The 20711-nt window shown below is 72.8% G+C and carries 21 protein-coding genes and 1 other RNA gene; 11 read left to right on the plus strand and 11 right to left on the minus strand.

Annotated elements, in window-relative coordinates; all coding sequences use genetic code 11:
• Window positions 1-106: 106 nt before the first annotated feature.
• A complete protein-coding gene (sepH, locus tag QSK34_RS11665; RefSeq protein WP_285583092.1) occupies window positions 107-2140 on the plus strand; it encodes a septation protein SepH in 2034 nt (677 codons plus the stop codon).
• On the opposite strand, the gene QSK34_RS11670 is transcribed toward sepH, so the two are convergent.
• Together QSK34_RS11670 and QSK34_RS11675 are read right to left on the minus strand one after the other, a co-directional pair.
• The gene (locus QSK34_RS11670; RefSeq protein WP_285583094.1) at window positions 2137-3594 is read right to left on the minus strand and encodes a PH domain-containing protein; all 1458 of its coding nucleotides are present in this window, start codon (window positions 3592-3594) and stop codon (window positions 2137-2139) included. The two genes, sepH and QSK34_RS11670, sit on opposite strands and share 4 nt — an antisense overlap.
• Window positions 3591-4100 carry a PH domain-containing protein gene (locus QSK34_RS11675; RefSeq protein WP_161479032.1) on the minus strand — a complete coding sequence of 170 codons (510 nt, stop codon included), beginning with the start codon at window positions 4098-4100 and terminating at the stop codon, window positions 3591-3593. The genes QSK34_RS11670 and QSK34_RS11675 overlap by 4 nt, the downstream gene beginning before the upstream one ends.
• 238 nt (window positions 4101-4338) lie before the next feature.
• Between QSK34_RS11675 and QSK34_RS11680 the strand changes: the two genes are divergently transcribed.
• From QSK34_RS11680 to QSK34_RS11705, 6 genes are all read left to right on the plus strand, one after another.
• Window positions 4339-4896 (plus strand): YbhB/YbcL family Raf kinase inhibitor-like protein, encoded by a 558-nt coding sequence (locus tag QSK34_RS11680; RefSeq protein ID WP_030454410.1) that lies wholly within the window; start codon window positions 4339-4341, stop codon window positions 4894-4896.
• Window positions 4897-5081: 185 nt separating this feature from the next.
• Window positions 5082-6575 carry a hypothetical protein gene (locus tag QSK34_RS11685; RefSeq protein WP_285583098.1) on the plus strand — a complete coding sequence of 498 codons (1494 nt, stop codon included), beginning with the start codon at window positions 5082-5084 and terminating at the stop codon, window positions 6573-6575.
• Window positions 6576-6668: 93 nt separating this feature from the next.
• On the plus strand, window positions 6669-8804 hold the full coding sequence (locus QSK34_RS11690) for a SulP family inorganic anion transporter (protein WP_285583102.1): 2136 nt from the start codon (window positions 6669-6671) through the stop codon (window positions 8802-8804).
• A 73-nt stretch (window positions 8805-8877) separates the two neighbouring features.
• Complete coding sequence (locus QSK34_RS11695) at window positions 8878-9879, plus strand: NAD-dependent epimerase/dehydratase family protein (RefSeq protein WP_285583105.1); 1002 nt, start codon at window positions 8878-8880, stop codon at window positions 9877-9879.
• A 102-nt stretch (window positions 9880-9981) separates the two neighbouring features.
• Window positions 9982-11739 (plus strand): hypothetical protein, encoded by a 1758-nt coding sequence (locus QSK34_RS11700; protein WP_285583108.1) that lies wholly within the window; start codon window positions 9982-9984, stop codon window positions 11737-11739.
• 4 nt (window positions 11740-11743) lie between these two features.
• Entirely contained in the window at window positions 11744-12019 is a 276-nt protein-coding gene (locus tag QSK34_RS11705; RefSeq protein ID WP_285583114.1) for a hypothetical protein, read from the plus strand.
• Here QSK34_RS11705 and QSK34_RS11710 read toward each other — a convergent pair.
• Window positions 12016-12390, minus strand: coding sequence for a cupin domain-containing protein (locus QSK34_RS11710; protein WP_285583117.1), 375 nt, complete (start codon window positions 12388-12390; stop codon window positions 12016-12018). The two genes, QSK34_RS11705 and QSK34_RS11710, sit on opposite strands and share 4 nt — an antisense overlap.
• Before the next feature lie 58 nt (window positions 12391-12448).
• On the opposite strand from QSK34_RS11710, the gene QSK34_RS11715 reads away from it, so the two are divergent.
• The gene (locus QSK34_RS11715) at window positions 12449-12904 is read left to right on the plus strand and encodes a MarR family winged helix-turn-helix transcriptional regulator (RefSeq protein ID WP_285583120.1); all 456 of its coding nucleotides are present in this window, start codon (window positions 12449-12451) and stop codon (window positions 12902-12904) included.
• Here QSK34_RS11715 and QSK34_RS11720 read toward each other — a convergent pair.
• Together QSK34_RS11720 and QSK34_RS11725 are read right to left on the minus strand one after the other, a co-directional pair.
• Window positions 12901-13863, minus strand: a complete 963-nt coding sequence (locus QSK34_RS11720) for a nitroreductase family deazaflavin-dependent oxidoreductase (protein ID WP_285583124.1) — start codon at window positions 13861-13863, stop codon at window positions 12901-12903. The genes QSK34_RS11715 and QSK34_RS11720 overlap by 4 nt on opposite strands.
• Window positions 13856-14380, minus strand: coding sequence for an NADPH-dependent FMN reductase (locus tag QSK34_RS11725; protein WP_285583127.1), 525 nt, complete (start codon window positions 14378-14380; stop codon window positions 13856-13858). The genes QSK34_RS11720 and QSK34_RS11725 overlap by 8 nt, the downstream gene beginning before the upstream one ends.
• Window positions 14381-14432: 52 nt before the next feature.
• Here QSK34_RS11725 and soxR point away from each other — a divergent pair, with 52 nt between their 5' ends.
• Both soxR and QSK34_RS11735 read left to right on the plus strand, forming a co-directional pair.
• Window positions 14433-14816, plus strand: a complete 384-nt coding sequence (gene soxR, locus QSK34_RS11730; protein ID WP_161479022.1) for a redox-sensitive transcriptional activator SoxR — start codon at window positions 14433-14435, stop codon at window positions 14814-14816.
• A 36-nt stretch (window positions 14817-14852) separates the two neighbouring features.
• Complete coding sequence (locus QSK34_RS11735) at window positions 14853-15920, plus strand: YhaZ family DNA alkylation repair protein (protein ID WP_285583132.1); 1068 nt, start codon at window positions 14853-14855, stop codon at window positions 15918-15920.
• On the opposite strand, the gene QSK34_RS11740 is transcribed toward QSK34_RS11735, so the two are convergent.
• The 5 genes from QSK34_RS11740 to QSK34_RS11760 form a co-directional block, all read right to left on the minus strand.
• Complete coding sequence (locus tag QSK34_RS11740) at window positions 15914-16699, minus strand: hypothetical protein (RefSeq protein WP_285583134.1); 786 nt, start codon at window positions 16697-16699, stop codon at window positions 15914-15916. The two genes, QSK34_RS11735 and QSK34_RS11740, sit on opposite strands and share 7 nt — an antisense overlap.
• Window positions 16700-16818: 119 nt before the next feature.
• Window positions 16819-17262, minus strand: coding sequence for a hypothetical protein (locus tag QSK34_RS11745; protein ID WP_285583136.1), 444 nt, complete (start codon window positions 17260-17262; stop codon window positions 16819-16821).
• A gap of 423 nt (window positions 17263-17685) precedes the next feature.
• On the minus strand, window positions 17686-18315 hold the full coding sequence (locus tag QSK34_RS11750) for a response regulator (protein ID WP_285583138.1): 630 nt from the start codon (window positions 18313-18315) through the stop codon (window positions 17686-17688).
• Window positions 18312-19412 (minus strand): sensor histidine kinase, encoded by a 1101-nt coding sequence (locus tag QSK34_RS11755; protein ID WP_285583140.1) that lies wholly within the window; start codon window positions 19410-19412, stop codon window positions 18312-18314. The genes QSK34_RS11750 and QSK34_RS11755 overlap by 4 nt, the downstream gene beginning before the upstream one ends.
• A gap of 4 nt (window positions 19413-19416) precedes the next feature.
• On the minus strand, window positions 19417-19599 hold the full coding sequence (locus QSK34_RS11760; protein WP_285583142.1) for a hypothetical protein: 183 nt from the start codon (window positions 19597-19599) through the stop codon (window positions 19417-19419).
• Window positions 19600-19687: 88 nt separating this feature from the next.
• Between QSK34_RS11760 and QSK34_RS11765 the strand changes: the two genes are divergently transcribed.
• A complete protein-coding gene (locus QSK34_RS11765; RefSeq protein ID WP_285583144.1) occupies window positions 19688-20032 on the plus strand; it encodes a hypothetical protein in 345 nt (114 codons plus the stop codon).
• Between the two features lie 143 nt (window positions 20033-20175).
• Here the strand turns inward: QSK34_RS11765 and rnpB are convergent.
• Window positions 20176-20567, minus strand: an RNA gene (gene rnpB / locus QSK34_RS11770) — RNase P RNA component class A.
• Between the last annotated feature and the right edge of the window lie 144 nt (window positions 20568-20711).

Consider the following 20711-nt stretch of genomic DNA (forward strand, 5'->3'; position numbering starts at 1 on the left):
GAGAAGGCGATGTTCGGACATGCCGGGTACGGTGCTTGGAAGGCAACCGGCTCACGCGAGAGACTCAAGGGTCCGGGGGAAGATTTCGCACGACGAAGGGACTCGCATGCAGGAGCTCCGTCTCGTCGCGGTGAGTGAGGACGGCACCTATCTCGTCCTGGCCACGGCCGGGAGAGGTACCCGCTTCACGCTGCCCGTCGACGACCGGCTCCGTGCTGCCGTCCGCGGCAACTTCTCCCGTCTCGGTCAATATGAGATCGAAGTGGAGAGCCCGTTGCGTCCCAAGGAGATCCAGGCCAGGATCCGCGCCGGTGAGACCGCCGAGGAGATCGCCGCCACGGCGGGCATCCCGGTCGAGCGCGTCCGCTGGTTCGAGGGGCCGGTGCTCCAGGAACGCGAATACATGGCCCAGCAGGCCCAGCGCTGCGCCGTCCGCCTCCCCGGCGAGGCGGCCGCCCGCCCCACGCTCGGCGAGCTCGTCGCCGAGCGCCTCACCCGGCGCGGCGTGCCCACCGACGAGATCGACTGGGACTCCTGCAAGCGCGACGACAACCTGTGGCGCATCAAGCTCGGGTACGTCTGGAACGGCCACACCCGCCACGCCGAGTGGCTCTTCGACCCGCGCCGCCGCCACGTCTCCCCCTACGACGACGAGGCGATGCGTCTGTCGGCCGACGACTACGTCGAGCCGCAGGCCGAAGAGGCGACGGTCCGGCCGTTCGTGCCCCGGATAGCGGGCAAGCTCGCCCCGGTGCCGCCGCGCGACTACGACTACGACCTGGCCGAGCCGCCGCCGTTAAGGGTCGCCCCGACCGGCAACCTGCCCGACCACTTCTCCCCCCGCTTCACCCCCGAAGCCGCCCCCGCCGCCTTCCACGAGCCCGAGCCGCCCCGCGTGCCCGCCCCGGCGCCCTCCTACCAGGAGCCGCGCTACGCGGAGCCGCAGGTGAGCGCGCCCACCAGCTACGCGACGCCCGAGCCGACATCCCCCGAGCCGCGCTACGCGCCGGCGCCGCAGCAGCCGCACCACACGGCGGCCGAGCCGCAGGCCGGTGCGCCCACGCCGCAGCGCGCACCCGAGCCGCCCGCCGCCCCGGAAGCCCAGGCCGCGCAGGTCGGGCAGGCACCCTCGCCCACCGCCGCTCCCGAAGCGCCGAGCACGCCTGAGCCGACGGCCGATGCCGTCGCATCGGCGGGGCCGGAGGCCGGCGCCACAACCGCGCCGAGCGCGCAGCCGGGCGCACCCGCCACGCCGGAGCCGCGCACAGGCGCGCCCGCCACGCCGGACACACACGCGAGCACGCCGGCCGCGCCGGAATCACACACGAGCACGCCCGCTGTGCCGCAGGCGCAGCCGAGCACGCCCGCCGTGCCCAACGCGCAGCCGAGCGCGCCCGTCTCAGAGGCGCGCCCCGGCGCGTCCGACCAGCCGGGCACCGCCACGACCGTGTCCGGCGACCAGTCGGCCGCGCCCGAAGACCGGCCGGTCGCGCCCGAGGCGCAGGCCCCCGCCGCCGCTGCCCAGGCCGGCACGGCTCCACAGGCGGGCGACACCGCTCAGGCCTCTTCGGCCGCGCCGCAGGCCCCCGCCCAGGCCGACACGGCTTCCCAGACCGGGGACGCCGCTCCGGCTCCTTCGGCCGCGCCGCAGGTCACCGCCCCGGCGACCCCTTCTCAGGCCGCCGCCGCGACGCCCGGCCCGCAGGCCGTTTCGGCGGTCGACGAGGCGAAGGCCGCCCCGGAGGCCGGGCCCGGACCCCTGGCCGCCGACGCGGGGGCCGTCGCCGCGGGCGTGGAGCGTGCCGCCGAGGAGGGGCCCGCGTTCGTCGCGCCGGAGGCGCCCGCCGTGGTGCCGCCGCAGGCCGCGCCCGAGCCGGTCGCCGAGGAGCCCGTCAAGGTCGAGGAGCCGCCGACCCCGGCGGTCATGCCGAAGGCGGTCAAGCCCCGGCCCGCGCCGCCGCAGCCGAAGCCGCCCGCGCAGCGGCCGGCGCCGAAGGAGGAGAAGCCGGCCGAGCCGGTGCCCGCCGGCGCCGCGCCCGCCCCGGCGCCCAAGCCGGCTCCGCGCCGCAAGTCGCGGGCCCGCCGCGCCTCGGTGCCGTCGTGGGACGAGATCATGTTCGGGGCGCCCAAGCAGGACTAGCGCTTGAGGAAGGGCGCCATCCAGTCGGGGGTGACCTCGGCGGCGAACGCGGCCGCCTGGGTCTCTCCGGCGTCGATCGCCTTGTAGCCGCCGCTGCCCGCGCCGACCCCGGCGATCACGGTCACCAGCCCGGCTCGGCGCTGGAACCACGACTGCTCGATGGTCCAGCCGACGACCGCCCGGCGTTCGACGACCGCCTGGGCCCGGCGCAGCGACCCGGAGCGGACCGACAACCGGGTGCCGTCGTAGGTGTGACCCAGTGACCGGTAACGGTCGAGGCCGAGGGCGATTCCGGCCACGGCCAGGACCGTGGCGGCGACTCCGATGAGGGCGTAGCCCAGGGCGTACATGACCAGGGCCACGGCCACCCACGGCGCGATCGCCCGGAACAGGCGGCGGCGGCGCGCGGCGGGCGGGTGGGGGCGCAGCGCCTCGCTGAACGGGCCGACGGCCTCGGCGGCGATGTCGCCGACGGCGGCGCGGGGGGCCACCGGGAGCAGCTGGCCGCGGGTCTGGGAGTCGCCGAGGCCGGTCACCACCGCCCACAGGCGGGCCACCCGGGCGCGGCGCTCCAGCGGGCTCTCGGCGATCTCGTAGCCGCGGATGCGGCGGCGTTCGAGGGAGACCACGCGCCGGTTGATCAGGCCGCGCTCGGCCACGAGGTGGTCGCCCCGGCCGAACAGCACGAAGTTCCAGTTGAAGAAGGCGTACATGGCCGCGCCGAGGAACGGCATCAGCACGACCAGCACGACCGCCGCGCCGATGAGGAGCAGCGGGTGGCCCCAGAGCCACTCGCCGGCGGCCACCGCGTCGTCTTCGTCGAGGCCGAGCTCGCCGCCCCACTGGAAGGCCAGGCCGACCGCGCCCGCGACCAGCGCGAACGGGGTGAACAGGTAGGCGCCGGACAGCGGGCCGTAACGCAACCAGGCGCGCGGGACCTTCAGGAACACGTGGTCGCGCGGCGCGGCGGGCCGCTCCTGGAGTTCGGGGGCGGCGGCCTGGTGGCGGGACAGCAGCACGGCGCGCAGCCGTTCGGCCTCCTCGACGGTGATGCCGTCGAGCTCGCCCTCCTGCTTGTCGCCTCCGGCGCCGGTGTCGAGCTTGAGCACGGCCAGCCCGAGCAGCCGGTGGAGGAAGGGCGTGGTGACGTCGACGCCGCGGATGCGCTCCAGCGGGATGACGCGGGTGGAGCGGCCGATGAAGGCGCGGGACAGTTCGAGACGGCCGCCGGTGATGGTGTAGGAGAAGGTGGCCCAGCGCACGACGGCGTACAGGACCGAACCGGCGACGCCGAGCGCGGCCCAGATGAACGAGCGCGGCGAGAACCCGCCGGCCACCAGCACCCCCGCGAGCGGCACGAGCAGCGAGGGCAGCACCCTGATCGGGTCGATGAGCAGCAGGCGCGGGCTGAGCCGGGCGGCCTCAGGCACCGGCTCCTGGAAGGGGAGGCTCACGTCGCGTCGTCCCGGAGTTCCTGGGCCCGGCGCGACAGCTCCTCGGCCAGCCGCGCGGCCACCTCGTAGTCGAGCCCCCTGATCGTGGACGACCCCGCGTAGGAGGCGGTCCGGATCTCGACCGTCGCGAGCCCGAAGAAGCGCTCCAGCCAGCCCTGCGCCTTGTCGACGGTCTGGATGCGGGACACCGGCACGAACACCCACTTGCGCGACAACCAGCCGGAGCGGGCGTAGACGACGTCGGCGGCCAGCTCCCAGCGGTGCACCGCGAACCGGACGACCGGCTCGGCGAGCACGAACGGCACGAGCACCAGCCCGATGGCGAGCGCGGCCACCCAGGTGCGGTCGAGCAGCCACTGGGGCAGGAAGTCCCACCCCGTCATCCACATCGACAGCAGCACCAGCCCGACCACCAGCAGCACCGTCACGATGACGGCCTCCGCGAACCAGAGCGACCTGGCCCTCGGCGAGACCTGGTTGGCAGGGTCACGCAGCGCGTCACGCATCTGGCATCACGATCCCACCCTAAATCGTCGGGATGTGCCGTTGGTCACCCCCCAACCCGCCCTTGAAGATTTCTACCGGCGAGTACCACTTCCCCACCAGAATCATAGGAATCCCAGGTCACACCCATCCGACCGGGGTGGACCACCGCACGAACCCGGCGTTTGCGGAGGTTCTTCTCGCTGCGGATCATCGCGATCGGGTCGGCGCACCTGCGGGATCCGCGTAGCATCATCGGGCATGGGGTCGCTGACGAAGTCCGTTCGCACGCGCCGAGCCGCTCTCATTCCGGCGGCCGTCGCGGCGCTGACGGCATCGGCCTCGGGCTGCGGGATCGTGGGCGGAGGATCGCCCGCCGACCTCGACGTGATCAGTGTGTCGAGCCCGCAGTTCCGTGACGGCGACCCGCTGCCGTCGGGCTACTCGTGCAAGGGGGATTTGGGCAATCCGCCCCTCCGCTGGTCGGGTACGTCGGGCGCCAAGTCGGTGGCCCTCGTGGTCGACGACAACGCCGCGGGAGACAAGGCGATGGTGCACTGGGTGGTCTTCAACATCGACCCCAACACCACCGAGCTCGCGGAGAACGGCACCCCCCGGGGTGCACGGCAGGGGCAGACGACTAGTGGAAAAGTCGGATATGTGCCCCCCTGCCAGCCCAATGACAGCTACCGTTTCACCGTCTACGCCCTGAACGAAGAACTGGACCTCCCGCAGGGTGCCCCCCTCTCGGAGAGTCTGGCCACCATCGCGTCACACACGATCGCCCGAGGTCGCCTCACTGCGGCTGACATCGAGTGACATGCTGATGACCGCAGGTAGTAGTGGTGGACCAATCTTCGCCTAGGGTGTGACAACGGTCATTGTGGTCGAGCAGAATCGGATCCTGAATTGCTGAGCGCAGGTGATCACAGGGGGCAGGTCGCGTCGATGGCCGCGCGATCTCACCGGCGCCGCTGGAAGGCCATGGCCTTGAGGGTGGTGCTATGACCGCGGTCATTTTGGGCCTTGTCGCCGTTGTGCTGTTGGTGCTGATCGTCGTGGCACTCGGCATGCGGTCGATGAACCGGAGAGAGAGCGCGCTCTCCTCCGAGCGCATCAAGGCGATGGCCGAGGGCGCCGCGAAGAAGAAGGGCAGCCGGCCCGCCGAGGAGACCTTTTTCGAGAGCTTCCCCGAGGGCTTCGACGCCTTCGAGGAGCCGAAGAAGGCGCCGCCGAAACCGGCCGCCAAGGCCCCCGGCGCGCCCCCACGTCCCGGCAGCCGCCAGGGCGCCAAGCAGCAGCCCGCCGGCGCTCCCCGCGGCAAACGCGGGGTCGACGAGTGGGGCGCCGACGACGACTACGACGACGACTACTGGTCGCGGGTCCGCGCCGACGACGGGGCGTTCGGCGGCACCATCAAGCAGCGCATGGCCACCCCCCGCCCGGTCGAGCCCGAGCCCGCCGCGGCCGGCCCCGCCCCCGTGGCGTCGGTGACCCCCATCAGCTCCGTCGACCCCAACGCCGCGACCGTCCAGGGCGTCCTCCCTCAGCGCCCGGCCGCCGCGCAGCCGCCCGCCCAGCCCGCGCCGACGCCGGGTGTCGTGACCCCGATCGCCGCCGTGCTCACCCCCGGGGTGGTCACCCCGATCGCCGGTCTCAGCACCGGCCCCCTGAACACCGGCCCCCTGAACACCGGAACCCCGTCCAACGGCTTCCTGTCCCCCGACACCGGCATGGTCGACGGGCTGCGCGCCACCCCCTCCTCGCAGCTCGCCGAGCAGAAGACCGTCACCTTCTCCGCGCCCACCCCCGAACCGAGCGGCCCCGCGACCGGCCCCTTCTCCTCGGGCCCCTCGACCGGCATGTTCGATCGGCCGGGCTCCTACGACCAGCCCCCGACCGGACCGTTCCCCAGCCGCCCGGCCTACGACGGCGGTTACGACACCGGCTACACCAGCGGGAACTTCCCGGTCCCCGCGGCGCCGCAGCCTGAACCGATCCCGCCGGCCTACCCCGAGCCCACCGGCTGGCCCGCGCCGCCCGCGGGCGGCGCGGGCTACCAGCCGCCGGCCGCCACCCCCGCGTCGTGGGCCGGCACCAGCGGCGACGTGTTCGACGACCCCGAGCCGCCCCGTCCGGGCAGCGGGTCGACCTGGTCGACCGGCGAGGCGGCGGGCTACCAGATGCCGGCGCCGTCCTACAACGACTTCTCGACCGGCGCCTACCAGACCGGCAACCTGCCGACCCCGGCGCCCGGCTCCTACGAGGTCAGCGCCGGCTGGGCGACGATCGACGACTCCGACTCGGTGGCCGGCTCCTACGGCTACGACCAGCAGGGCTACCCCGGGGCCGTCCCGCCCGCCCCGCCGCAGAACAACGGCGGCAGCTGGCCCTCCTACGACGAGCTCTACGGCGAGCAGACCACCCGCAGCGGCGGCGGCCGCCGGGGCACCCACCGGGGCGCCCCCGAGACCGACCAACCCGACTATTACCGCTGATTTCCCCGTCTCAAGTAGGACCCTCGGCTGACCTTGGCATAAGGTCGCCCCATGACCGGGGGTAACAGTTCGACAACGCAGCGTGTCCAATCGGTGTTGCGGCATGACGTTCCGGCCTCACTCGTGGTGTTCCTGGTGGCGGTCCCGCTGTCACTGGGCATCGCGGTGGCGTCCGGGGCGCCGATCGCGGCCGGGCTGGTCGCGGCGATCGTCGGCGGCATCGTGGCGGGCGCGCTGGGCGGGTCCGTCGTCCAGGTGAGCGGTCCGGCGGCCGGGTTGTCGCTGGTGGTGGCCGATCTCGTCCAGGTGTACGGCTGGCGCGCGACCTGCGCCATCACACTCGCGGCCGGGTTGCTGCAGATCGTGCTCGGCGCGTTCCGGGTGGCCAGGGCCGCCCTGGGGGTCTCCCCCGCCGTCATCCACGGCATGCTGGCCGGGGTGGGCGTCGTCATCGCGCTGTCGCAGCTCCACATCGTGCTGGGCGGCAGCCCGCAGCGGTCGGCGCTCGACAACCTGCTGGAGGTGCCGGCCCAGGTGGCCACCCTCCACGGCGACGCGGTGATGATCGGCCTGCTGACGATCGGCGTGCTGCTGGTCTGGGACCGCATCCCCAAGGTCCGGCTGGTGCCCGCCCCGCTGGCGGCGCTCGCCATCGCGACGGTGACGGCGGCGCTGGCGGGCTGGAAGTTCACCGAGGTCGACCTGGCCAACGGGCTGAGCCAGCTCGCCGGGCCGATCCTGCCCACGGGCGACTGGCACGCGATCGCCGCCTCGATCCTGCTGGTGGCGGTGCTCGCCGGGGTCGAGTCGCTGCTGACGTGCGTGGCCGCCGACCGTATGCACGACGGGCCGCGTGCCGACCTCGACCGGGAGTTGTGCGCGCAGGGTGTCGCCAACGTGGTGTCGGGTGGTCTGGGCGGCCTGCCGGTGTCGGGCGTGGTGGTCCGGACGACCACCAACGTCCGGGCGGGCGCGCGGTCGCGCTGGTCGACGGTGCTTCACGGCGTGTGGGTACTGATCGCCACGATCGCGTTCGCCTCGGCGCTCGGGCTGATCCCGATGGAGGCGCTGGCCGCGCTGCTGCTGTTCATCGGCGTGAAGATGGTCAACCTGGGCACCGCGCGCGGGCTGCGCGGCCACGGCGAGATGCCGATCTACTTCCTGACCATGGGCGCGGTGGTGCTGGTCGGGCTGGCCGAGGGCATCGTCATCGGGCTCGGCCTGGCCGCGCTGCTGGCGCTGCGGCGGCTGACCTGGGTGTCGGTCGAGGTGACCCCGTCGGGCGGGCGCTGGCGTGTGGTGGTGACCGGGTCGCTGATCTTCATCGGGGTGCCCCGGCTGACCGACTCGCTGCGCACGATCCCGCGCGGCGCCAACGTCGACATGCTGCTCAACGTCGACTTCATGGACAACGCGGCGTTCGAGGCGCTGCACAACTGGCGGCTGGAGCACGAACGGGGCGGCGGCACCGTCGACATCGACGAGCTCCACGACGACTGGTACACGGCCGCCGCCAGCGGCACGCGGGTGTTCCCGGCCAAGACGCCGCCCAAGCTCGACTGGTCGTGGTTGCCGTGGGCCGACCGGCGCCCTCCGGCGGCCGAGCCGGGCGACCTGCTGGAGGGCACCCGCGAATATCAGCGCCGGACCGCGCCGCTGATCCGGCCGGTGCTGACCCGCATGGCGCGCAAGCAGTCGCCGTCCCACCTGTTCATCACCTGCGCCGACTCGCGGGTGATGCCCTCGCTGATCACCGCGAGCGGGCCGGGCGACCTGTTCATGGTCCGCAACGTCGGCAACCTGGTGCCGCGGTTCGAGTCGGTGCCGGCCGACGACTCGGTGGCGGCGTCGATCGAGTATGCCGTCGGCGTCCTCGGTGTCAGCACGATCACCGTGTGCGGCCACTCGGGCTGCGGCGCGATGGCGGCGCTGCTCGGCGACGCGCCCACGGGCCTGACGGCGGTCGGCAACTGGCTGCGCCACGGGCACCACTCGGTCGAGCGGTTCGAGAACACCCCCCACGGGCCCGAGCAGGCGCCGCTCGACCACCTGTGCCGGGTCAACGTGATCCAGCAGCTCGACAACCTGCGCACCCACCCGATGGTGGAGCGGCTGGAACGTTCCGGGAAGCTGGAGCTGTCGGGGCTCTACTTCGACATCCCGACCGCCCGGGTGCACGTGCTCGACGAAGAGGGCTTCCGCCCCGTGCCGGAGCTGCGGGGGCTCTGACTTCGCACAGGGTGAAATCGGCCCGCCGTGAAACAGGGCGGACCACCCGACATCGGGCACCCAGGATGGGGTCATGAGAATTCTGGTGATCGGCGGCTCGGTGTTCCTCGGCCGGGCCGTCGTCGAGGAGGCCCTGGCGCGAGGGCACGACGTGACCATGTTCAACCGGGGGGTGAGCCGGGCCGACCGTCCCGGCGTCGAGACGGTGCACGGCGACCGCGAGAACCACGACGACCTGCTGCGCCTGGTCGACGGCCGCGAGTGGGACGCCGTCGTCGACGTGTGCGGCTACACCCCGGCCAAGGTGCTCGACGGGGTGCGCGTGCTGAACGGGCACGCCGCCCACTACACGTTCATCTCCAGCATCAGTGCCTACCAGGGCTTTCCCGGCGAGATCGGCGTCAACGAGGAGTCGGAGCAGTTCCCCGGCGACCCCGAGGCGACCGAGGGCGACTACGGCCCGCTCAAGTCGGGCTGCGAGCTGGCCGTCAGCGAGAACTTCGAGGGCGGCACGCTCATCGTCCAGCCGGGCCTGATCCTCGGCCCCCACGAGAACGTCGGCCGGCTGCCGTGGTGGCTGACCCGCATCGAGCGCGGCGGCCGGGTGGTCGCGCCGGGGAACCCCGACCGGGAGATGCAGCTCATCGACGCCCGCGACATCGCCGCGTTCACGATCGCGCAGGCCGAGAAGGGCACCACGGGCAAGTTCCTGACCGGCGGCGTCCCGGCCAACACCACCTACGGCCAGTGGCTGCGCGACTGCGTCGAGGTGACCCGGTCGGACGCCGAACTGGTCTGGGTCGACGACGCGGTGCTGCACGAGCACGGCGTGCAGATGTGGACGGAGCTCCCGCTGTGGGCCGACGACAGCATGCCGGGGGTGTGGCTGACCGACTCGTCGAAGGCCCGTGCGGCGGGGCTGACGTGCCGTCCGGTCAGCGAGACGGTGCGCGACACGTGGGAGTGGCTGCGGGAGATACCGGTCGGGGAGCGGGTGTTCGGAGCGCGGTTCACCCATGGGATCGATCCGGACAAGGAGGCCGCGATCCTGGCCGACTGGGACAGCCGGCGCTGACGACTTTCCCGGCATCCCCACCGAGAGCGGAACGCTGCCCCTAGGATTCACGAGCCGCGTTCAGTCGGCTACGCCACGTGATGACTCGGGAGAAGCGTTTCCATGGCAAGGTCCATCAAGGGGAACTCCGCCCTTGCCCGGCCCTACCGCGACCTCGTGTGGCTGGCCTATCTGACGTTGCCGCCCGACAGCGGCGAGCGGCGGGTGCTGCTCGCCCACCGTCTCGCCGCGCGGGCGCTGCTGCGGCGTCCGGGCGACCCGGAGCAGGCCCGCCTCGACGTGCTGAAACGGGTGCTGAAGCGGCGGCCCTATCCGCTGATCGGGTTCGGGCGCCGGCTTGAGGTGGTGCCCGCGGTCGTCCGCAGCGACGAGCGCGCGTTCACCACCGCGCTGGAGGAGCTCCCGCCGGCCGCCCGCGCCGCCTACGCGCTCACCCGCATCGAGGGCCTCGACGCGGGTGAGGCCCGGCGTCTGCTGGGGGCGGCCGGGGTGGCCGAGCCGACGATCGCGCTGGCGCTGATCGACGCGCTCGACGACGAACACGGCCGCCTGGAGGACCACCGCCCGGCCGCCGACCCGACGCTGGCCCGCATCTACGGCCGGGGCCCGTCCAAGGTCCTGATCACGCTGGCCGCCGCCGCGGGCCTGCTCGCCGTCGCGGGCGTGCCCCACCTGCTGGGTCTGCACGACGTCCGCGCCGCCACCGCCGCCCCTGCGTTACCCGAGGTCAGCCGGGTCTCCCCCGGCACCTGGCGGACCACCACCACCCTCGACCTGCACACCTGGGAGCCCCGGGGCGACCTGACCGACGACGACGGGCTGGTGACCCGCGCGGTCCGGGCCTGGCAGGGCGAGGTGACCGCGCAACCGGTGTCGGGCGCGCTGCCCAGCCCGCCGGTCGCGCCCCAGCTCCTCTACGCGGGCCGCCTCGACGGCACCACGGTCGTGCTGCTCCGCGACTCCGGCCGGGTCGCCCGCTACGCCGAGACCGGGCGGTCGCGCTCGCTGGAGGTGTTTCCCGAGCCCCGGCTGAAGGCCGACGGGTCGACCCCGCTGAAGTTGTCGGGGGGCCGTTACCTGGTGCCGCCGTGGGTGACCGAGGTGTCGGCGGCCACCCTGAGCCGGCTGGGCGCGAAGTGGCGGCCGGTCGCCCTGGCCGGCGGGGTGACCGGCCCGGTGCCGCAGGTCACGGCCGGTCCGTGCTGGCGCGGCCCGGTGCTGCGGCTGCGCGCGCCGGGGGTGGCCCACGGGATGGCGTACACGATGCTCGACCTGGGACGGCTCGCGCTGGCGAACGTGACCCACCAGGCGCCGCCGCCCGCCGAGATCAACCGGATGGGACCCGAGGAGATCGACGTGTCGCCGGGCGGGTTCAGCGCGTGGGCGCACCTGTCGTGCGCGCTGCCGTTCCCCCCGGTCGAGGCCGAGGCGGCGACGGCCTGGGAGTTCTGGTCGGGTGAGCTGCCGGAGTCGGCGCGGGCCCGCTGGATGTGCGCCCGGTTCTCCAACGCCGACGGGACGAGCTCGGTCAGGGCGGTGCTCGCCGTCGCCACCCCCGGCCGGACGGTGACCATCCCGACCGGCTCCCGCCCGAACACCTGGGACTGCAGCCGCCTGAAGCGCCACGTGGTGGCGGCGACCTGGTGGCAGGCGCCGTCGGGCCAGTGGTACTACCTGGTCGCGGGCAGCCGCGACGTCGCCCGCATCACGGTGACCGGCCCGACCGTGAAAGACGTCCTGGCCGGGCGCGGCCTGATCGCCACCCTGGGACCGAACGGCGGCACGCACCCGGCCGGAGAGGTCACGGTGACGGCGGGCACGACGACCGTGCTGCGCGAGACCGCCCCCTCACTATCGTGACCCCGTGGACGAATGCGCGTGCGGGCACGACCGGCATCGGGCGCCGAGGGACAAGACCGAGGGCCTGGTGCTGGCCCGGCACCTGCGAGACGTGGAACACCTGCTCGACGTGGTCGAGCGCGACGACTCGCGGTGGCTCGGCATCCTTCGTTGCGGGTCGTGCGGCCGCTACTGGGCCGAGGACAGCATGACGTCGGGCCACGCCGACCTGTTCTTCGTCTACCCGGTCGACACCGACGACCCGCACGCGTGGCTGGCGCGGGCCCGGCCGGTGCTCTAGGCGATCCAGGGCGGGGTGCCGTGGACGGTCCCGTCGGGCAGGATCGCCTTCGCGTCGCCGGCGGCCGTCACGACGGCGGTGAAGCCCTCGGCCGCGGCGGTGACCCGGCGCGCGGTGTGCGGCGGCATGATCACGGTGTCGCCCCCGGCGACCTCGAAGGTCGCGTCGCCGAGTTCGACGGTGGCGGCGCCGGTGACGAACGCCCAGATCTGCTCGCAGTCGAAGTCGTGCCTCGGCCCGGCGGTTCCGGGCCGGGCGTCCACCTGCCAGACGGACTGCCGCGACCCGCCCTGGCCGGGTGAGGCGAAGGTGGTCATGACCCCGGCCGGGGTCTCGGAGCGGCGGGCGGCGGCGGCGCGGATGACGGTCATGGCGGATCCCCTAAGATAGACAATGTCGTTGTCCATATAGTCAATCAGGTTGTCTTTCATGTCAAACGGGTTCGAGCTGCCGCTGCGGCTGCTGATGGCCTTCCGCGTGCTCATCGACGCCCTCCACGAGGAGCTCGCCGCGCGGGGCCACCCCGGCATGCGGCCCATGCACGGGTTCGTGCTGCAGGCGGTCTCCCGGGGGGCCGACTCGGCCGCGTCGCTGGGCCGCACCCTGGGCGTCTCGAAACAGGCGGCGGGCAAGACCATCGAGACGCTGGAGGGGCTCGGCTACGTCACCCGCGTCCCCGACCCGGCCGACTCCCGCCGCAAGACGGTCGTGCTGACCGAACACGGGGTGGACGCCCTGCGGCGGTCGGCCGAGGTGTTCGACGAACTGCGGGCCCGCTGGGCCGCCGAACTCGGGGCCGCCCGGCTCGACGACCTGGAGGACGCGCTGCGGCGGATGACCCCGGGCGACCTGTTCCGGCTCGACGTGCCGGGGTGGTTCGGCTAACTCCCCCAGCCGGGGACCGTCCTCTCCAGGATCACCAGGGGCAGGTCGCGGGGGGAGGCGGCCTCGTAGGTGGCGTACAGGGGGAAGATGCCGGTCATCGTCGGCCAGAGCCGCCCCTTCTCCTCCGGTGTCGCGGTGCGGGCGTGGGCGGTGAAGACCTCCGCGCCGACCTGGACCGTCACGTGGGGGTCGGCGGCCAGGTTGAGATACCAGGCGGGGTGGGCCGGGGAGCCGGCGTTCGAGGCGACCAGCAGGTGGCGGGGACCGTCGGTGCCGTAGAAGAGGGCGGTGCGGCGGGGGCGGCCCGATCTGCGGCCGGTCGTGGTGAGCAGGAGGGCCGGTTTCCCCTGGTAGGTGCCGCCTTTCCGGCCGCCCGACTCGACGTAGGCCGCCACGTGGCTCGCGACCCAGCCGGTCGGGCTGGGGTCGATGTCGGCGCGCGGCCTGATGGGGGCGTACCGGCGGAAACCACCGCTGGTCATCCCGGGGAAGTCGTAGACCCGCTGCCAGGCCGGGCTGCGGAGGGTGAGCGCCTCCTCGTGGGCCTCGGCGCCGGTCCAGCCGGCCAGGTTGAGCATGCGGGTGCCGTCGAGGCTGGTGTGGAAGCGGCCCGAGATGCCGCCCGGGTGGGGGTCCTCGGTGGCCATGGCGTCGAAGACGGTGTCGATCCAGCGGCGCAGCCGGTCGGGGTCGGGGCCGTCGAACTCGGCCTCGACCGCGACCACGCAGCCGGGCTCGCGTCCGTCGGTTCCGTGCCGGTAGAGGTGGTAGGCGGTGGGTTCGGCTCCGGTGAGGTCCCTCAGGAAGGCCGCGCCGTCCGTGGTCCATCGGCTGTACGTCATGACGGTGGCCGCGTCGAGGCTCTCGTACACCTCGAAGGAGACGAGCCCCTCCGGCCACGGCGCGGGAGACCAGCCGTCGGCGGCGTTCGACTCGGTGGTGAAGAACAGGTCAGGCAACGGGGACTCCGTAGGGATGGGCCCGGCGGGCCGACGCGAGGGCGCGCCCCCACCAGGTGAGCTGGTCGAGCAGCCGGTCGGCGGCGGCGCCGCACGGGCCGGGATCGAGCGGACGGCCGTCGTCGCCGAACTGGCCCTGCGCCCAGACGAACGAGACCGTCTCCCGGACCGTCACCGCGTGCAGCTCGGCGAAGACCTGCCGCAGGTGCTCGACGGCCCGCAGGCCGCCCGAGATGCCGCCGTACGAGACGAACCCCACGGGTTTGGCCTGCCACGGCGTCACATGCCGGTCGATGGCGGTCTTCAGCGGGCCGGGGAAACTGTGGTTGTACTCGGGCGTGACCACGACGAACATGTCCGCCGCCCGCAACGCCTCGCCCCCGGGCTCCCCGTGGACCAGGTCCACGACCTCCACGGTCAGGCCGGCCCGCTGCCGGGCGTGGCCGGTGAACCACTCGGCCACGACGGGCCCGAACCGGCCCTGGCGGGTACTGCCGACGATCACGACAAGGTTCATGGCTCCACCCTGGAACCTCAACCGCGCTTGAGGTCAAGCTAGGGTGCCGGGCATGACCCCGGACATCACGATCGGCGAACTGGCCGACCGCAGCGGCGTGCCCCACTCCGCGCTGCGCTTCTACGAGAGCCAGGGCCTCATCCACAGCCGCCGGACAGCCGGCAACCAGCGCCGCTACGTCCGCGCCACCCTACGGCGGGTGGCGTTCATCCGCGCCGCCCACCACCTCGGCATCCCGCTCTCGCGGGTGGGCGAGGTGCTGGCCCTGCTGCCGTCCGACGGGGCGCCCACCCGGGAGTTCTGGGAGCGCGCCTCGCAATGCTGGAGCGCCGACATCGATTCGCGCATCGACCGGCTGGAACGCATGCGCGACCGGTTCACGCGGTGCGCCGGATGCGGATGCCTGTCGTTCGACGGATGCGCGCTGCTGGACTGAGATTCTGTCGGTGGCGGCTGGCAGCATGGGCGGGTTATGGCTGAACCGCTGAAAGACCAGATCAACGCCGCCTCGGTGACCCTGCTCGCCGACGGCCTCGCCGGCTGCTCCCCCGCCTTCCCCCGCGACCGTTTCGTCGCCGCCGCCCTGTCGGGGCTCGACGGCCTCGAACTCAAGGACCGGGTCCGGTCCGTCGCCGCCGCGCTCGCCACGGCGATGCCGCCCGACTTCCCCGCAGCCGCCGCGCTGCTCCGCGAGGCCACCACCCGGGTGCGGCTCGACATGTGGAGCGGCTGGCCCGCGACCGAATGGGTCGCGCTCGCCGGGCTCGGCCACCTGGCCGACGCGATGACGACGCTGGGCGTGCTGACCCCGTACGCGACCGGGGAGTTCGCCGTACGGCCCTTCCTGGCCCGCCACCGGGCCGAGGCCCTCGCGGTGATGCGCGCCTGGGCCGACGCCGACGACGAGCACCTGCGGCGGCTGGCGTCCGAGGGCTCCCGTCCCCGCCTGCCGTGGGGGTCGCGGGTGCCGTGGCTGAACGACGGCGTGACCGTGCCGATCCTCGACGCGCTGCGCGACGACCCGAGCGAATACGTGCGCCGGTCGGTCGCCAACCACGTCAACGACCTGACCAAAGACCATCCCGACCTGGCGCTCGACCTGCTCGACCGCTGGGGGTCCGAGCCGGGCGAACACACCAGGGCCGTGCTGCGCCACGCCCTGCGCGGGTTGTTGCGCGCCGGTCATCCGCGGGCGCTGACGCTGGTGGGGGCCACCCCGGGCGGCGGCTCCGTCGACGCCCTGGCCGCCGAGTCGGCGACCGTCCAGATCGGCGGGCACCTGCGGTTCACGGTGACCGTCCGGGCCGACGCCCCCGGCCCGCTCGTGCTGCGCTACGCCGTCACCAGGGAGCGCTCGCGGCGCGTCTTCCACCTGGGCGAACGGGTCGCGACGGCCGCCGGGCAGACGTTCACGCTGATCAAGGCCCATTCGTTCCGCCCGGTCACCACCCGCAGCGAACCCGTGGGAGACCGCCGGCTGGAGATCATGGTGAACGGGGAGACCCGGGCGGAGTTGCCGTTCGTGCTGACCGGTCAGTGACCCGGCACGACCCGGCCCGCGAAGTCGACCACGACCCGGTTGCCGAGCGGTTCCTTCAGGGTGAGCGTCGCCTTCGTGAGCGGCGCGGCCACCCGCTGGTCGCAGTCGCCCATGTCGCTGCTCAACGCCTTGAGCCCGATCGAGACGAACGACGGATGCTCGACGGCCGTTGGCACGATCCGCGGTGCCGCCGTGCCCGGGCAGGGCATGCCCCAGCTGACCGTGAACGTCGCCGACACCGTCCGGCCGTCGACGGACAGGTCGCTGACCAGCGTGGACGGCACGATCGAGCCCAGCCGCCAAAAGTGGCTCGCCGTGAGGGCCGGCCACCAGATCGTGCCGCCCTCGGCCAGGCGGAACTCCCAGGCCGGCAGCTCGACCGGCCCCCGGTCGGTGCTGAACGCGGACACGGTGAGCTCCGTCCCCGTGACGCGGGCCTCCGGCAGGGCCGCGTGCGCGGTCTGGGAACGGATGGCCGCCAGGGCGTCGCGGGCGCTGGTGAGGGTGACGTACCGGGACAGGCCCTGCACGGTGAGCTGCCTCGACGGCGGCGCGACCGCGGACAGCGCGGCCGAGGCGGGCACCCGCCCCCGGGCCGCCTCATCGGCGAGCGGCAGCGGGTCGAGCACGATGAGCGGGCGGTCGAGCGCCGAGGTGACGGGGAAGTCGCGCCAGAGGTCGGCGACCTTCGGGCCGGGGGCCTTCGGCGGCGCCGCCGGGTCGGGGGTGCACGCGGCGACGGCGAGGACGACGGCGAGGAGCACCAGGAACCTGCGCATGACGCCTCCCGTTTCGGGTTCCCAACCGAAGAGACGGATTCCGGGGACGTGAGGTTCGGGTCGCATGATGATCTGGAATTCCACCATAAGGGCGGGCGGACCGTTCCAGAAGGCCGGGATCAGCCGGCGAAGAGGAAGATGTATGCGGACGCGCAGGCGTAGATCGCGAAAGCCACGACGACGGCGATGACGAGCGTTCTCCGGGTGATGTGCGGCATGGTGAACCATGCCGCCGCCGGATACGCGATCACTCCGCTGGCGACGATGAGGACGAGGGACTCCAAGAACAGAGAGAACGGCATCGCCTGCGCGACCTGCCAGACGACGGTCAGGAAGAGGCCGGCGAGGACCGCCACGGGCAGGGCGGGCCGGACCCGGAGCAGATGCAGCAGCGGCCAGGCGAGCACGATCGCGGCCCAGCGCCCGACCTCCCACGCCAGGACCAGGTAGCCGAAACAGCCGGTGTACTCACCGCAATATTGCGACGCGGGGTAGAGCCGGGTCAGCGCGGCCACCCCTGCCAGGAGCGCCACGGGCAGGACGACGCCCACCACGACTGCCATGGCGATTCGCCAGACGGGCTTGGCCCGCGATAAAGAAGCGTCAATTTCGATCACTCGCGCATGATGGCACCCAAGAAGGCACCTGGCTATGACGAGGTCGCTGCGAGAACGCGTCGTCACAGACCGGCCCCTTTCGGGAACGGCACGATTTCGGCTTCGACTTCCGGTGTACGTCGAAGAGGAGGCGGTCGTTGTGGCGATCGAGTGGCCGCCGAGAACGCGGTCGCGAAGTCCGCGGTGGTCGCCTCACCGAAAACCGGCACCCGGCCACGGGCCGTCGCCCGAAACCCCCGGAAGCCTTCTCACCGAGTCGTATCCGGCTCTTGACCGCCTTATACCGGCCCAAAGACGGCGCTGGGACTGCGGAAACGAGCCGTCGTCCAGTGGAAGGCGCTTCCTGCTGAACATGGCGGCGACGGGTGTTCACAGTTTGTCGCGCGCGTACCCGGCGGCCTCCGTCCGGTTCCGGACTCCGATCTTGGCGAAGGCGTTGTTGATGTGCGTCTTGACGGTCGTCTCCGCGATGAACAGGGCCGCGCCGATCTCCGTGTTGCTGAGCCCCCGCGCCACCAGCCGCAACACTTCGGCCTCCCGCGCGGTCAGCCCGTCGGGAAGGGCCGCCGGTGGCGGCGGCGCCGCGCGGGTCAGCGCCTCGACCAGCCGCCGCGACACCGCGGCCGTGAACGTCGACTGCCCGGCCGCGGCCGACCGGAGGGCGGCGGCGATCTCGGCCCGCCCGGCGTCCTTGGTGAGATAGCCGCGCGCCCCGGCCAGCAGCGCCGAGTCGACGGACCGGTCGTCGTCGTAGGTGGTCAGCACGACGACCGCCGTCTCCGGATACTGGCGGCAGATCCGCCGGGTGGCCTCGACGCCGTCCATGACGGGCATGCGCAGATCCATCAGCACGACCTCAGGACGCGCCCGCGCCACCAGGCGCAGGGCCTCCTCCCCGTTCCCGGCGTCGCCCACGACCTCGACCCCGTCGACCAGTCCGAGCAGCGCCACCAGTCCCTCGCGCATGACCTGCTGGTCGTCGACCACCACGACTTTCACTCGGGCACCTCCGCCCGGACCGTCCAATGCCCGCCGGAGGGCCCGGCGGTCAGCGTGCCGCCGGCCAGGGCCAGCCGCTCCCCCATGCCGCGCAGCCCGTGCCCGCTCGTGCCGGGAAGGTCGGCGCACGGGTTGCGCACCACCAGCCGGACCACGTCCTCTCCGTACCCGAGCTCGACCGTCACCGGCGCGTTCGCGGCGTGCTTGGCCGCGTTGGTCAGCGCCTCACGCGCGGTGCGCAGCAGGCAGACCTCCGCCGCCGGGGTGATCGGCCGCCGCACGCCGGTGGTCCGCAGCTCGGCGGCCACGTCGTGATCACGGCGATGCTCGGCCACGAGCAGGCTCAGCGCGTCGGGCAGCGGAGGAACGTCCTCACGCAGCGCCGCCACCGCCGACCGCGCCTCCAGCAGCCCCTCCCTGGCCAGCGCCCTCGACCGCCGGATGCGCGCCGCCGCCCCGCCGACGTCGCCCTTCTCGGTGAGCAGGACCTCGGCGACCTCCAACTGCACCCCGAGGCCCCCGAGGGAGTGCGCGAGGACGTCGTGGAGCTCCCGCGCGATGCGGGCCCGCTCGGCCAGGGCCATCGCCCTCATCCGGTCGTGCTGGGCCCGCCGGTAGTGGCGGCGGTGCAGGGCGAACAGCACCGCGCACGTCATGACGGCCCCGCTGACGACGATCGCGGACCGTGGCTGCGTCCACCACGACATGCTCACGGCCATGATCGCCAGATCGGCCGCGGTGACCACGACGATCACCGCCATCGACGGCGTGAGGTGCGCCGCGAACAGCAGCAGCGTGGCGAACAGGAAGACCGTCGGCGCGGCCTCCGCCGACCCCGACACCGCCGCAGCGGCCCCCGAAGCGGCCGCGAGCAGGGCCGCGGCCGTCCGGGGACGGCGCGCGTCGAGCAGGACGAAGGCCAGCCAGCACACCATCGACGCCCCGAGCGCGGACCAGACGAACGCCGGGGCCCGATCGGGCGAGGCGGTCGCGAGGGACCAGGCCAGGACGAGCGTCATCAGCAGCCTGACCAGGCGACCCGTCTCCGGGTCGTCGGCCGCCAGCAGGCGCATGACCCGTGCGCGCACCTCGCTCATCGGCTCAGCGCGCGTCCTTCAGGGTCAGCATCATGTCCACCAAGATAAGGCGGAAGGCGACGAAGCCGACCACCACGAGGATGGCGACGAGGACGATCGCGAGCAGGAGCTTGCCGTTCATCTTTCCCCCGTTGGCGTCCAGAAGGCGGTGCAGCAGGTCGAGCCACATGCCTGAGCGTTTTGTCATGTGGTGGACGGTAGGGGCGGGGCGGGGTGGAGTTGGCCCTGCTTTGGGTGGAGAGGGGGGTGGAGGCCTGGGCGATTACAGTGCTTCGATGGCCCTACCTCGCAAAGGCTCCCGGCTCATCATCGTGGACGGCACGGTCTATCGGTGGCGGGTTCGGCACAAGCCGACGTATTGCGAGGGTCTCGGCTGGAGTCCGCTGTCCTTCTCGGTGGAACACGGCGTGCGTCCCGGGAGTGTGCTCCAGGTCAGCCTGCCCTGGGCACGGCCGGACAACTGGATCGGCGCGAGAGCCGTGACGGTACGGCCGGGACTGGTGGCGTCGGTCGTCCGGCGGGCAGTCGGCGAGGGATGGAGGCCGGATGCCACCGGCTCGACGGTTCTCCTTGCGATCGCTGAAAACGAACTGGCTGAGTACGTCGTCCCGTTCCGGTAACGCCCGGCCGGGTAAGACGCGCCCGGGTGGGGGGACGTCCGTCAGCGAATAGTCGGGAACGCGAGCGACGATCACGACGAACCGTCGTCAAACAGCTACGCGATGATCTTCCTTTAGAGGTGCTGAGCGGCGAGGGTTGAAGGCGGACGAGTCGGCCTATAGGCCGGGTTCTGTGGTCATCGCTGACCGACGGCCATCCATCTAGGGCCACGATTGCTCGTGGTCTCAAGCGGTCTACCCGCGCACCATCGGACGGGCCGTCCTCAAGCGGCGCGCGCGGAAACCCGAAGGTCTCCTTCTTGACCTTGCTCCGGGTGGGGTTTACCGAGCCACCCCCGTCACCGGAGGCGCTGGTGGTCTCTTACACCACCGTTTCACCCTTACCTCCCCCGTATGGGAAAGGCGGTCTGTTCTCTGTGGCACTGTCCCGCGGGTCACCCCGGGTCGGCGTTACCGACCACCCTGCCCTGTGGAGCCCGGACCTTCCTCGGCGGAACCCCGCGAAGGGTCCCGACGCGGCCGTCCGGCCGGCTCGTCCGCCGTACGTCCAACCCTATCGGCTCTCCACGCCCTCCTTGTGGCCCACTCCAAGTGGCCCATCGCCCGACAGGGCTAGGACCTGGGCAATCGCGTAGTGGCCCCCCGCCAAGTGGCCCGATTCTCAAGCGCACCCCAACCA

It is taken from the genome of Herbidospora sp. NBRC 101105 (assembly GCF_030269205.1).
In the GTDB taxonomy this organism is placed as follows: domain Bacteria; phylum Actinomycetota; class Actinomycetes; order Streptosporangiales; family Streptosporangiaceae; genus Herbidospora; species Herbidospora solisilvae.